This is a genomic window from Candidatus Thiodictyon syntrophicum, from assembly GCF_002813775.1.
GTDB classification, from domain to species: Bacteria; Pseudomonadota; Gammaproteobacteria; order Chromatiales; family Chromatiaceae; genus Thiodictyon; species Thiodictyon syntrophicum.
This window is the reverse complement of sequence record NZ_CP020370.1, coordinates 1334211-1347344: the sequence shown is the minus strand read 5'-3', so window position 1 is coordinate 1347344 and position 13134 is coordinate 1334211. Positions and strand designations below refer to the sequence as shown.

The 13134-nt window shown below is 65.9% G+C and carries 12 protein-coding genes; 9 read left to right on the top strand and 3 right to left on the bottom strand.

The genetic code is table 11. From position 1 onward, the window contains the following. Positions 1-171 precede the first annotated feature (171 nt). The gene (locus tag THSYN_RS05850; protein ID WP_100918306.1) at positions 172-963 is read left to right on the top strand and encodes a Uma2 family endonuclease; all 792 of its coding nucleotides are present in this window, start codon (positions 172-174) and stop codon (positions 961-963) included. Positions 964-1062: 99 nt separating this feature from the next. On the opposite strand, the gene THSYN_RS05845 is transcribed toward THSYN_RS05850, so the two are convergent. Together THSYN_RS05845 and THSYN_RS05840 are read right to left on the bottom strand one after the other, a co-directional pair. Further along, entirely contained in the window at positions 1063-1476 is a 414-nt protein-coding gene (locus tag THSYN_RS05845) for a hypothetical protein (RefSeq protein WP_100918305.1), read from the bottom strand. A 508-nt stretch (positions 1477-1984) separates the two neighbouring features. After that, positions 1985-2257 carry a hypothetical protein gene (locus THSYN_RS05840; protein WP_100918304.1) on the bottom strand — a complete coding sequence of 91 codons (273 nt, stop codon included), beginning with the start codon at positions 2255-2257 and terminating at the stop codon, positions 1985-1987. A 524-nt stretch (positions 2258-2781) separates the two neighbouring features. Here THSYN_RS05840 and dcd point away from each other — a divergent pair. Continuing rightward, positions 2782-3348 (top strand): dCTP deaminase, encoded by a 567-nt coding sequence (dcd, locus tag THSYN_RS05830; protein WP_100918302.1) that lies wholly within the window; start codon positions 2782-2784, stop codon positions 3346-3348. 27 nt (positions 3349-3375) lie between these two features. Here the strand turns inward: dcd and THSYN_RS05825 are convergent, their stop codons facing one another. Continuing rightward, positions 3376-4233 (bottom strand): metallophosphoesterase, encoded by an 858-nt coding sequence (locus tag THSYN_RS05825; protein WP_157817483.1) that lies wholly within the window; start codon positions 4231-4233, stop codon positions 3376-3378. Between the two features lie 291 nt (positions 4234-4524). Between THSYN_RS05825 and THSYN_RS05820 the strand changes: the two genes are divergently transcribed. The 7 genes from THSYN_RS05820 (at position 4525) to THSYN_RS05790 (ending at position 13133) form a co-directional block, all read left to right on the top strand. Next, positions 4525-4953, top strand: a complete 429-nt coding sequence (locus tag THSYN_RS05820; protein WP_100918300.1) for a hypothetical protein — start codon at positions 4525-4527, stop codon at positions 4951-4953. Between the two features lie 933 nt (positions 4954-5886). Further along, complete coding sequence (locus THSYN_RS05815; protein ID WP_100918299.1) at positions 5887-6927, top strand: substrate-binding domain-containing protein; 1041 nt, start codon at positions 5887-5889, stop codon at positions 6925-6927. Positions 6928-7103: 176 nt separating this feature from the next. Next, complete coding sequence (gene pstC / locus THSYN_RS05810; protein ID WP_100918298.1) at positions 7104-8495, top strand: phosphate ABC transporter permease subunit PstC; 1392 nt, start codon at positions 7104-7106, stop codon at positions 8493-8495. Positions 8496-8660: 165 nt separating this feature from the next. Next, entirely contained in the window at positions 8661-9974 is a 1314-nt protein-coding gene (gene pstA / locus THSYN_RS05805) for a phosphate ABC transporter permease PstA (RefSeq protein WP_100918297.1), read from the top strand. A 230-nt stretch (positions 9975-10204) separates the two neighbouring features. Continuing rightward, positions 10205-11068 carry a phosphate ABC transporter ATP-binding protein PstB gene (gene pstB / locus THSYN_RS05800; RefSeq protein WP_100918296.1) on the top strand — a complete coding sequence of 288 codons (864 nt, stop codon included), beginning with the start codon at positions 10205-10207 and terminating at the stop codon, positions 11066-11068. Next, positions 11068-11823 (top strand): phosphate signaling complex PhoU family protein, encoded by a 756-nt coding sequence (locus THSYN_RS05795; RefSeq protein WP_100918295.1) that lies wholly within the window; start codon positions 11068-11070, stop codon positions 11821-11823. The genes pstB and THSYN_RS05795 overlap by 1 nt, the downstream gene beginning before the upstream one ends. Positions 11824-12347: 524 nt before the next feature. Then, complete coding sequence (locus THSYN_RS05790) at positions 12348-13133, top strand: O-methyltransferase (RefSeq protein ID WP_157817482.1); 786 nt, start codon at positions 12348-12350, stop codon at positions 13131-13133. Position 13134 lies beyond the last annotated feature (1 nt).

The window sequence follows — 13134 nt, the reverse complement described above, 5'->3', positions numbered from 1 at the left end:
GACAGCCCGCGCCCCCTGGAGTCCAAGGCTTCAGCCTGCTGATGTGGCTCATCCCCCTCATGTTCGCCCAGGTCGGCGCCCTGGCGGCGTTGGTCAAGATGCCGTAAGCCTGATCCCGAGGACTGGTCCTTAGAGATCCGCTTTCTTCGAGTCATCCACAAGGCCAACGCCATGGGCAGTCCCGACCCCAAACCGACCCCTGGCCCCTTCCGGGCCGATCAGTTGCAGGACGGCGACCGCTACGAACTGTCCAACGGTCACCCGATCTATTGCCCACCCGCGGACCCCGAAGACGCCAGCCGCACCCTGACGGGGGCAGCGGTCATCGCGAGCGATCCGGAGGTGGCATGGGCCGGTATCGATGCCGGGTTTGCGCTGACCCCGCGAACCCTGCGCGCCCCCGACGTTGCGGTCGCGGCCCCGACCGACGCTCGCGGCTGGCGCGAGGGCGCCCCATCGCTCGCGGTGGAATACGCGGGCGTCGGCCGGGACGAGGCCGACTTGCGGGTGAAGATCGGCGAACTGCTCGCGGGCGGGACCAGCTACGCCTGGGTGGCCCGACTCACGGGTCCGCGCCGGGTCGAGGTCCACCGCCCCGGCCAACCGGTGCAGGTCTACGGCAGCGGCGACGACCTCAGTACCCCCGGTATCCTGCGCAACCCGATCCCCGTGGATGCGCTGTTCGACCGGGCGGCGGCCGACCGTACCGTGATGCGTAACCTGCTCCAACGAGCGGGATACGACGGGCTGGACGCGGTACGCGCCGAGGGACGCAGCGAGGCGCGCAGAGAGGGGCTGCGCAAGGGCATCGCCGAGTCCATCCTGGCCCTGCTCGCGGACCGCCAACTGGAGGTCCCGGCCGCCGCCCGGGAGCGCATCGCCGCCTGCCGCGACCTGGCCCAGCTCAAGACCTGGCTGCTGGCCGCCGCGCGGATCACCGACCCGGCCCGCCTGTTCGACTGAGGCATCCCGGACGCCGACCCAACAGATCGCGCAGCGACGCCGTGGGAGCGGCTTCAGCCGCGACGAGCCCTCGCGGGTTAACCAAGCGTCGCGCGCGGGTCACCGCCTCTGCGTTTCTGCGCCTCTGCCTGAGACCTCTTTAAAGAATCTCACGCAGAGGCGCAGCGACGCAGAGAAGAATCGCGTCAGGTCGTAGCCTGGATGGAGCGCAGCGCAATCCAGGTTCTCGCGGCAACCTACTGATTTATTGAGTATCCGCGAGGCCGCCCCCGGATTTCGCTGCGCTCCATCCGGGCTACGGGGCTGCTTACCGGTGGCCTGATTCGGGTCCGGCAGGCGGCAGAGTTGTTCGACCTGATAGGCGATACGCCGGATGGTGTCGGTGGCGAGTGGCGAATCACCAGGGAGGGGTTTGAGCATGAAGCCGCAGGCCTTCGGGTAGATGGCGAGGACCTCGGAGCGCTCGGTCCATGTCACATTCCAGGCCCAAACGGCGCCAACCAGCAGAAACATGGGCACCAGGGCAAGCGCGATGATGGCCAGGGGGATCAGCGATTACATGGCGGCGAGGATCGTCCGAAGGGTGGAAGTAGCTGGCCTGCGGACGCTGTTCCGACGCTCAGGCGATGGACCACGGCGACGTTATCCGCCGTCCGGGTAGGGCGGTCACGGGGGATCAGCCTGGTGTTGACCTGCTCCAGCATATCGCCGACGAGGCGGTCCGTGAAGCGGCGGATGCCCTCGCCGACCGGCAGAACGCCTCATCGTCCGCAACTCCCGCGCGATTGGGCCCTCGCGTCCGGACAGGAGCCGCCGCACAGTTAGCCAGCCCGTGCCGGTCCGTGAGGTGAACCCTGGTGCCGGCCAGCGGAAGTCCTCGGACCGTCAAACCGCACTTTGTAGGGTGCGCCGTGCGCACCTTCCAGGCGGGGCCAGCGCGGCGTCCGGTGCGCACGGCGCACCCTACGCGAGACCGTCTCGGAATCTCCGCGTCGATCCACTCGTGTGGCGCCGCAGGCGGTCAGTGAAGGGCCGGCGCCATCGCCCCGCCGCTCCACAGATACGCCAGTACGCAGACGGTAACCGTGAGCACGGCGCCGTGAAGGACCAACAGGAGCGGGCGGCGCACCGTGCTGAACCAGAGGGGAAAGGTGCAGGGGGCGATCCTCAGGGAGTAGTCCGGCACCGGCTGGTGCGGGTCGATGACCTTGGCGTAGAGGTCGCGGAAGAGTCGCTCCTGGGCCAGGAATATAGCCGTCGAGGCCCCAAAAGGTGAAGACCGGGAGCAATGCAATGGCCACCACCAGCGGTTGGGCGTGGTTTGCGCCCAACGTCAGCAGGGCCGACACCAGGGTCACCGACCAGCCCCTGAGTAGAAAGGAGTTGCCGGCCATACGGTTGACGATGCCCTGGAGCAGGTCCAGGTGTTTTTCCTTGATCGGGGCGGTCATGGGGACCCTCCACGGTTATCGGTCGCATTGAAGTGCTTACCCGGCGACGCGGGGCTGCGGGTCGCGCGTGGCGCCGCGCCTCCAGGTTGGACGCGATCGCTTGCGGGCCTTAAGGTTAGCGCGAAGGAACCCAGGGCACCACCCGAGCCGACACCAGGCGTTAAAATACTGCCCGCCTTCAGGTCCGAACCGGGCACTTCCGTGCCGATCAGTTGCGCGAGGGTGATCGCTACGAACCTGGCAACGTGCTCCGCTCGCCGCCGTGCGCCTGCCGGACGCGATGAACTCAGGCTCCATGGGCCGGATTTTGCCGCGTGGCGCGAGTCGTTGTAACCTTGACGTTGTTTCGCACGCATGAGCAGCCCTGATGACCATCAAGTCCGACCGTTGGATCCGCCGCATGGCCGCCGCACACGGCATGATCGAGCCCTTCGAGCCCGGACAGGTGCGCGAGGGCGAGACCGGGCGCCTGATCTCCTATGGCACCTCCAGCTACGGCTACGACGTGCGCTGCGCCGATGAATTCAAGATCTTCACCAACATCAATTCGGCGATCGTCGACCCCAAGAACTTCGATTCCAACAGCTTCGTGGATTTGAAGTCGGATGTCTGCATCATTCCGCCCAACTCATTCGCCCTGGCGCGGACCGTCGAATATTTCCGTATACCACGTAACGTTCTGGTAATTTGTCTTGGAAAATCAACGTATGCGCGTTGCGGTATAATAGTAAACGTAACGCCCTTGGAACCCGAATGGGAAGGCCATGTAACCCTGGAGTTCTCCAATACCACCACCCTGCCGGCCAAGATCTATGCCAATGAAGGGGTGGCGCAGATCCTGTTCTTCGAGTCCGATGAGGTATGCGAGACCTCGTATCGGGATCGCGCCGGCAAGTATCAGGGTCAGCGCGGGGTGACGCTGCCGAAGTCTTAGCGCGGTTGTTGGTCCGCACAGCGGACCCTACGGCGGGCGGGCCTGATCGCCTTCCTGGTCACCGGGAACCGATCCGGGGGCGCGCGCGCCGCTCCCTGACGATCGCCGCGCCTGGGCGGCGGCGACCCGGTCCATTTGCCCGGACCACCACTGGGAGGTTATGGGGTCGTGGGCGGTGGGCAGCGACCACAGCTTGAGGGTCGGATGGACCTCCAGCATGGACAAGGCAGCGCTCGGGTCATCGGTGACCACCGCGCCCGAGTCCATGAACCACAGATTTCCCCACTGGAAAGACCGGGTCATAATGGTGTGGCCGACCAGGACCAGATCGACCCCGGGCACCTGCCGGCCGGGCAGCCCGCGCATCGCCTGATTGGCGCTGCTGCGCGACCACAGGGCCGTTTGACGGGTCAGTCCCCGATCCGCCGCCAGCGCCGCCAGCAGTTGCGGCCAATCGCAGGTGCGATCCACGTCCGCGTGGACCAGGCCGATCCGCCCCACCTGGGTCGTCAACTCGCAGGCCCACGGCAGGGCCGCGAGCCGGGCGCGCAGCGCCGGGTCGTCCCAGGCATAGCCTAAGGACCAATCCCCCCCGTTGACCGTCCATTGGAGCCAGGCGTCACGGTCGTCGGCGGCATCGAGCAGGAGTTGCTCATGGTTGCCGCGGATGGCCCGAAACCAGGGCTCGTCCAGCAGCTCAAGACAGCGCTGTGAGTAGGGTCCGCGGTCGATCAGGTCGCCCAGGGACCAGACCAGGTCACAGGCCCGGTCGAAGCCGGCCAGGTCCAGGAGCCGCTCCAGCGCGTGGGCCATGCCGTGGAGGTCGCCGAGCACGAAGACGCGGCCCGGATGAGAACTCAGATCAATCTGTTCGACAGTCGACACGGATATCAATGGCGCCAGGTTGCGGACGGATCGGGCCAGGGCCAAAGTAGACCGAACCCAGGGGTCAAGGCGAGTGCCGCGAAGCGCAGTTGCCGACGCCGGTGCGGCGATCGAGCAAGCGCAAGAACGAAGATGAAGGCGCTACCAGTCCGATAACAGCCCTGCGCCTTGACCCGCGGGACTTGCGGTCCGGCGCTCGATCGACGCGCGCATGGAGGGACGCCCCGAATCGCCGGTAAAATCCCCCCATGGTAACGTCTCGCCCCACCCCCGTCTCACAGGAAGCATGACATGGCCCCTTTGCAAACTCCCCGCGGCACCCCCCCACGTGCGCCCTGCCTCGCCGCCCTGGCGCTCGGTCTGGGCCTGTGCAGTGTCGCGGCCGGCGCCGGTCCGGCCCTCTGGGGCTACGGCGTCAAGCCCTGCCGCGAGTTCCTGGCCGCCGCCCCGGGCGATGCGGCGCCCGCGGCGGTCAGCGGGGCCGAGTATCTGCGCTATCGCGAGTGGTTGGCCGGGTTCGTCACCGGTCTGAACCTGGCCACGGCCGCCGATGTCCTGGCCGGTGCCGAACTGGACGCCGCGCTCACCAGCATCCACGCCCGTTGCCAGGCCCGCCCCGGCGACGACTTCTTCACCGCCACCATGAGCCTGATCCGCTCACTCGGGCGGACCAAGGCGAAGGGCGCGGCGGGGAAGGGCGCCAAGGGCAAGACCGAGTGAGTGGGCCGCGTCTGGCGCGAGTCAGGCGCTCGCTTCTTGAATTGCAGAGCAATACCCTCATCACGCCGCCGCAGTTCACCGTGTTGACGGCTGATAGACGCGATTGCGCGATCCCAGGGCATTGCCCTGGACTGGTATGCAAGGCCCTTCTGGCTTAAACCGCACCTTGATCGTCATTGCGGCCGCAAGGAGACCGGAGGTCGAGGCTTTACCGTGAAAGTGCGTAGTCAGGCCATCCTGGCCTGACGGTGTCGGGGCTGGAACAGTCAGGGCTGGAAGCCCTGACTACGCTGCCCCGCACGCTGGCCATCGAGCGAGCGGTCGAGAGGACTTTCATGTTCCGGGGTGGCGCGGGTGCCATGACCGTTAGCCGGTCGACATCGCGTCTGCACGGCCCTGATCCGGCTAAAGCCTCGACCTCCGGTGCTGGACGCCTGGGTGGCGGCCGGGGGTCAGACCGGCGCAGGTCTCGAAGTCGCGGGCGGCGGCCTCGCTCAGATGCCGCCGCTTGCGCTGGAGCATCAGCCCGACTAAAGAGGAGTTGCACGTCCTGTGCTTCGAGTTGGGCGAAGTTGCTGCGCAGTCCGGTCACCGGCGCCGCCGCATCCAGGGGTCTCGTTTCGGGGGTTGAGCAAGGCGGCTGACCGGGGCCCCAGGTGTGTCGCGCGTCGCTTGGCGAGGATGTTGGGCCCAATCCCGCCCAGGTCGAGCCGCTGCCAAGGCCAAGCCGCGGCGGGGCTCAACATCTTCATGAGACCGCGCCGCCGCCCCTGCCGACCCCGGTACCGGTGAATTTTCCGCTTCCTGTCACACGGCCGTCATCTTCGCGACCTAGGATGTTCGCCATAACGTCACACGATCTTCACCCGGGGGTAAGACGGGGCGCCTAACATGGGCGCCTTTGGTCTCTTACCCCCCAACGAGCGACACCCTATGTCCAAGCAAGCACTCGCCGCGGTCCTGGCCCTGACGGCCGCGTCCCTGTCCGCCCAGGCCCTGGCCCGGGACAGCATCAACATCGTCGGCTCCTCGACGGTGTTTCCCTTCTCCACCGCGGTGGCGGAGAACTTCGGGCGCGGCGGCTTCAAGACGCCCAAGGTCGAGTCCACCGGGACCGGCGGCGGCATCAAGCTGTTCTGCGCCGGCTCTGGGGTCGATACCCCGGACATCGCCAACGCCTCGCGCGCGATGAAGGCGTCCGAGTTCGAGGTATGCGTGGGCAACGGGGTCAAGGAGATCACCGAGGTGCGGATCGGCTTCGACGGCATCGTGCTCGCGGAGTCCAAGGCCGGTCAAGGGTTGGACCTGAGCCTCAAGGACATCTTCCTCGCCCTGGCCAAGGACGTCCCGAACGACAAGGGTGACCTGGTCCCCAACCCCAACAAGACCTGGAAGGACGTGAACCCGGCCCTGCCGGACACCAAGATCGAGGTGCTGGGCCCGCCGCCGACCTCCGGTACCCGTGACGCCTTCGCCGAACTGGCGATGGACGGCGGCTGTAACAGCTTCCCGGCGCTCAAGGCCCTCAAGAAGTCCGACGAGAAGAAGCACCAAGCGGTGTGCCAGGCCATCCGTGAAGACGGGGCCTATATCGAGGCCGGCGAGAACGACAACCTGATCGTCCAGAAGCTGGTCGCCAACCCCAAGGCCGTCGGTGTCTTCGGTTACAGCTTCCTGGAGCAGAACGAGGATAAGGTCCGGGGCAGCAAGGTCGGCGGTGTGGCGCCGACCTACGACAGCATCTCCAGCGCCGCCTATCCCATCTCGCGCTCGCTGTATTTCTATGTGAAGAACGGGCATGTGGACGCCATCCCCGGGATCAAGCAGTACGTGGCCGAGTTTACCAGCGACAAGGCCTGGGGTCCCGATGGTTACCTGGCGGACAAGGGCCTGATCGCGCTCCCGGATGCGGACCGCAAGGCGATGGCGGCGAGTGCCAAGGCCCTGACACCGATGGCGAAGCCGGCGCATTGAGCAACGATCGAGCCCTTCGCCAAGGCGACACGGTCCGGGCACGACGCGAATAACTAACGGTGGGTGGGGCGGCCGGTCCGCACCGCGGACCCTACGTCGGGTCCGCGGTGCGGATCGGCGCACCTCTCGCGTTCTGCGCGGACCCATCTCCGAATCCTTGGCGAAGAGCCGACCCCATGCACACCTGGACCCTATTACTCGTCCTGCTCGCCGTGATGGCGCTGGCCTATCAGGCCGGGCGCAAGCGCGCGATCACGAGCGCCGGCGGCGCGGGCCGCATCAACACCCTGCACTCCCTGCCCGCGTACTATGGATTTTACGCCGCCCTCTGGGCCGGCATTCCGGCCCTGCTCCTGCTGGCGCTGTGGACCGGCGTCCAGGATCAGGTCATTACCCAGTTGGTGAGCGCCGACCTGCCGCCGGCCGTCGCGGCGGGGCTTAGCCCGGGCGAACTGGGGCTGATGCTCAATGATGTGAAAAACCTGGCCGCCGGCAGCATCGTCTCCGGCGAGGTCACCCCGGCGATCCAGGCGGCGGCGGATCAGTACGGCCGTCTCCAGGGACTGGCCCGCTGGGCCCAGTGGCTCCTGGTCCTGGCGGTCGCGCTCGGCGGCCTGGCCCTGGCCTTGGGCCAGACCAGGCCGGGCCTGCGCGCGCGCAATCGGGTCGAGTCGATCGTGCTGGCGGTGATGATCCTGTGCTCCTCGATCGCCATCCTGACCACGCTCGGGATCATCCTCTCGGTCGCCTTCGAGTCGTACCAGTTCTTTACCAAGGTCAACCCAGCGGAGTTCTTCCTCGGCACCCTGTGGAGCCCCCAGACGGCCATGCGCACCGACCAGGTGGCCGCGGCCGGCGCCTTCGGGGCCGTGCCGCTGTTCACCGGGACCCTCCTGGTATCCTTCATCGCGATGGCGGTCGCGGTGCCCATCGGGCTGATGGCCGCGATCTATCTGTCCGAATACGCCCCGCGCGGGGTGCGCTCCACCGCGAAGCCGCTGCTGGAGATCCTGGCCGGCATCCCGACCGTGGTCTACGGCTTCTTCGCCGCCCTGACCCTGGCCCCCATGATTCGTGCGGTGGGCGAGTCACTGGGGCTCGCGGTCGCCTCCGAGAGCGCGCTGGCCGCGGGCCTGGTGATGGGCATCATGATCATCCCCTTCGTCTCCTCACTCTCCGACGACGTGATCAACGCCGTGCCCCAGGCGATGCGCGACGGTTCCTATGCCCTGGGCGCCACCAAGTCCGAGACGATCCGCCGGGTGGTCATCCCGGCGGCCCTGCCGGGGATCGTCGGCGGTATCCTGCTCGCCGTCTCGCGCGCCATCGGTGAGACCATGATCGTGGTGATGGCCGCCGGGCTCGCGGCCAATCTGACCGCCAACCCACTCGCCAGCGTCACCACCGTCACGGTGCAGATCGTGACCCTGCTGACCGGCGATCAGGAGTTCGACAGCGCCAAGACCCTGGCCGCCTTCGCGCTTGGCCTCACGCTCTTCCTGGTCACCCTGGCACTCAATGTCATTGCCCTGCACATCGTGCGCAAGTATCGCGAGCAGTATGAGTAGCCCGGTTGCGCTCTGCGAATAATCCACAATCGTTGTCGTTGTCGTTGTCGTAATCGGAGAAGCGATGCAATTTGGGATGCCAGGGAATCCGGGGTACTACGATAACCTCGACAACGACAACGACAACGACGCAAAAAGCGTTCGCTAATGAATTGGATTTGACTCATGCAGATAGAAGCCCCGCCTTCAGCACCCGGCGCCCCGCGGCGCACCATCGACATCGTCAATGCAAGCCTCAAGCGGCGCTATGCGCGCGAGGCGCGCTTCCGCTTCATGGGCGCCGCGGCGGTCACGCTCGGCCTGCTGTTCGTGGCCGTCCTGTTCGCGGACATTGCAAGCAAGGGCTATAGCGCCTTCCAGCAGACCTACATCCAGGTCCCGGTGTATTTCGATCCCGCGATCCTGGAACCGACGGGCACCCCCGACCCGCAGACCCTGGCGGGCGCGGACTACCAGGCACTGGTCAAGGCATCGGTCCGTCAGTTGTTTCCGGAACTGACCGAGCGTCGCCAACTGCGTGAGGCCTATGCCCTGATCAGCGCGGGGGCGCCGCGGCAACTTGCGTCCATGGTCAGCGCGCACCCGAGCGTGATCGGGACCACCCGCGACCTGTGGCTGATCGCCGGTGCCGATGTGGACATGCTGATGAAGGGCCACCTGGACCGCGCCATGCCCGAGGCGGATCGCCATATCAAGGACAGTTCCATTGCCCTGATCGACCGGCTGGCGGCGGATGGGCGCATCGAGAAGCGTTTCAACACCGGCTTCTTTACCAACGGCACCTCCCGGGAGCCGGAATTGGCCGGTATCGCCGGGGCCCTGGCGGGGACCTTCTACACCCTGGTCCTGACGCTGCTCTTCTCGTTCCCGCTCGGAGTCGGTGCGGCACTCTATCTGCAGGAGTTCGCCCCCAAGAACCGCTGGACGGACCTGATCGAGGTCAACATCAACAACCTCGCCGCGGTGCCGTCCATCGTCTTCGGGCTCCTGGGGCTCGCCGTCTTCATCAACTTCTTCGGCGTCCCGCGCTCCACGCCCCTGGTGGCGGCCCTGGTGCTGGGGCTGATGACACTGCCGGTGATCATCATCGCCAGCCGGGCGGCGCTCCAGTCGGTTCCGCCCTCGATCCGGGAGGCGGCCCTGGGCGTCGGGGCCTCGCCCTTGCAGACCCAGTTCCACCATGTGCTGCCGCTGGCCATGCCCGGTATCATGACCGGGGCCATCATCGGCATGGCACGCGCCCTGGGCGAGTCCGCCCCGCTGCTGATGATCGGCATGATCGCCTTCATCGTGGACGTGCCCCAGGGCTTCACGGACGCGGCGACGGTCTTGCCGGTCCAGATCTATCTGTGGGCGGACAGCCCGGAGCGCGGCTTCGTGGAACGCACCTCCGCCGCCATCCTGGTCCTGCTCGGGTTCCTGGTCCTGATGAACCTGGCCGCGGTGCTCCTGCGGCGGCGCTTCGAGCGGCGGTGGTAATTCCATAATCCACAGATGAACACAGATGAACACAGATTTTCTTGGAGTCATCATGCGTTTATCGCAATTGTCGCAGTCATCGGCAAGGTGAGTCCCCGGCCAAGCGCAAGACAATGAATTGTCTCTGTTCATCTGTGTTCATCTGTGTTCATCTGTGGATGACTGCTCTTCTTAGGTAACCCCCGGCTCGCGCTCACTCACTGCGCGGACCGGGACCCACGAGGTTCATTATGAGTGCGTTAGCGAGCGAGATCGTACGCGACACCGGCGCCATCAGCGCCGCGGACCTGGCGCGCGGCGGCCAGGTGAGCGGCACCATCGGCGATATCACCGCCCCCGACCCGCGCATGGTGTGTCGGGGGGTCAATGTCTGGTACGGCGCCAAACAGGCGATCAGGGACGTGAGCCTCGACATCGGCAAGAACCAGGTGGTGGCGATGATCGGGCCCTCCGGCTGCGGCAAGTCGACCTTCCTGCGCTGCCTGAACCGGATGAACGACACCATCGACGGCTGTCGGGTGGGGGGCTCCATCCGGCTCGACGGTCAGGAGATCTACGACAAACGCGTGGACCCGGTGCCGCTGCGCGCCCAGGTCGGGATGGTGTTCCAGAAGCCCAATCCCTTCCCCAAGTCCATCTATGAGAACGTCGCCTACGGGCCGCGCATCCATGGACTCACCAACAGCAAGGCGGAACTCGATGAGTTGGTCGAGACCAGCCTGAAGAAGGCGGGCCTGTGGAACGAGGTCAAGGAGCGGCTGGACCAACCCGGTACCGGGCTCTCCGGCGGCCAGCAGCAGCGCCTGTGCATCGCCCGCACCATCGCCGTGTCACCGGAGGTGATCCTGATGGACGAGCCCTGCTCCGCGCTCGACCCCATCGCCACCGCGATCATCGAGGAACTGATCGACGAACTGCGTGAGCACTATGCCATCGCCATCGTCACCCACTCCATGCAGCAGGCCGCCCGGGTCTCGCAACGGACGGCCTATTTCCACCTGGGCGATCTGGTGGAGGTCGGCGAGACCAACCAGGTCTTCACCAATCCCCGGCACCAGTTGACCGAAGACTATATCACCGGGCGTTTCGGCTGATGGACCAGCCAGCGACCCCGAGCGTGCGCAACCACCTGGCCAACGCCCATACGGTGCGTGCCTATGATCGCGAGCTGTCCTGCCTGCGCGGTCTCATCCTCGACATGGGCGAGCGCGTGGTCGAGCAGACCCAGGCGGCCGTCTCCGCCCTGTTAGACGCCGACCTGAGCCCGGCCTACCGGGTGCTGGACCGGGAGCCCCAGATCGACTTTCTGGCCCTGGACGCCGACGAGGAGGTGTTCCGGGTCATCGCCCGCCGCCAGCCGACCGCGGTCGATCTGCGCATCGTGCTGGCCCTGGCACGCATCGCCGGCGAGGCCGAGCGCGGTGCCGACAAGGCCGCCCGCATCGCGCGCAGTGCCCTGGAGTTCCGCGCCGACGACAGCGACAGCGCCCTGCCGGCCGGGATCGCGCACGCCCTGCGCGCCCAGGATGAACTGGTGTGCTGCGCCTTCGAGCGCAGTATCGCCGCGGTGTCCCAGTTCGATTGCGACCTGGCCGTCGGCATCTTCGAGGACGAGCCGGCGCTGATCAACGCTACCCGGACCATGCACCAGGCCCTCCTGGCACCGCTGGACCCGCCCCTGCCGCCGGCCAAACTGGGCCCGCTCTTCATCATCGCCCACGCCCTGGAGTACATCGGCCGTCACGCCGGCGCCATCGCCGAGCAGGTGATCTATGTCGCCGAGGGCAAGGACGTGCGCTTTCGCAATCGCGAGATCCTGATCGAGACCCTGCGGCATCGCGGCGGCTAGTAGCGCGTGATGCTAGTGCCCGGACCCTTGACCGCGCCGCTGCCGTAGGGTGCGCCGCGCGCACCATGGCGCCGCCCGAGACCCTGACCGCAGCGCTCGAGCGCAGCCTCTCTGCCCAAGCCGGAGCGCCCCGAGTGGCTTAGTTCGGCCGACACCTCCACCGGTCCACGGACCCCGACAGGCCGTTCAGGAGACGGCAACCCGGCCGCCGGACGCGGCCGACATTTTGCCGAAACGGCCCTGGTCCCGCCGAGATGGGTCAAGTCTCATCGCCCTTGCGCTTGGTGACGCCACCATGAAACCAGGCTAGTATCCGACGCTGGCGCTTGCCGCCGACCGGATGGGCGCCGCGGCATCCAGGCTCTTGCCGCAACTTGCTGAGTCCTTTGGAAGGTGCCGGTGCTGAAGGCCATGACCGACCCGGTGAAGGGCGATTCCAAGGGCGCGGCCAGCACGGACCGGCCCGGATAAGAACAAAGTATGCCCAAGTCTGGGGGCTGATGAATTACCGAAGGAAAAACGAGATGCTCACTGAACTCAAGCACAACGTTTATGAACTACGGGGAAAGCTACGCAGGTCCCTCCGCGAAGCATTTACTCGCCGAATGATTCCAATCATCAGCAAGCAACGGCTTGCCCTACATACCCATACTGAAACATCAATGGAGCTCACATACTTCAGAGAATACGGATCGTCGGCGTTCAACGAGCGGACGTTGGTGGAGAAACTCAAGGATATCATCGCAGAATACCTGCGTGACGATTATCGTTTCTCTGCAACCACCGGCACGCCTTGGGACAAATATAACAACTTCTACATCGGCGAGCACTATCGACTACTCCCGGCCATTGCGCGGGCGTTCGGCCACCGCCGGATTTGCGAGATTGGCACCTTCATGGGCGCGTCCGCAAGATGCCTACTGGACAATACTGACGCCACCGTGTTGACCTACGACATCGTCGAATGGGACAGACTCGAGGCGACCTTCCTCCGGACTGAGGATTTCATCGGCGGCCGATTACGCCAAGTGCTCGCGGACCTGAGCGCCCCTGAGCAGTTCGAGGCTAATCGGGAGAGGTTGTCGGCTTGCGACATGTTTTTCATCGACGGGCCAAAGGACGGCGTATTTGAAGCGAAACTGTTTGACCTAATTGCCAAGGAACGTGACATCTTCGCTGGCAAGCTGTTTGTTGTCGATGACATCCGCCTGAGCACTATGGTTCACATCTGGGGCTCGCTGCCCTTCAACAAGCTCGACGTTACCGGATTGGGTCATTGGTCAGGCACCGGCATCTTCGTTGTTGACTGAG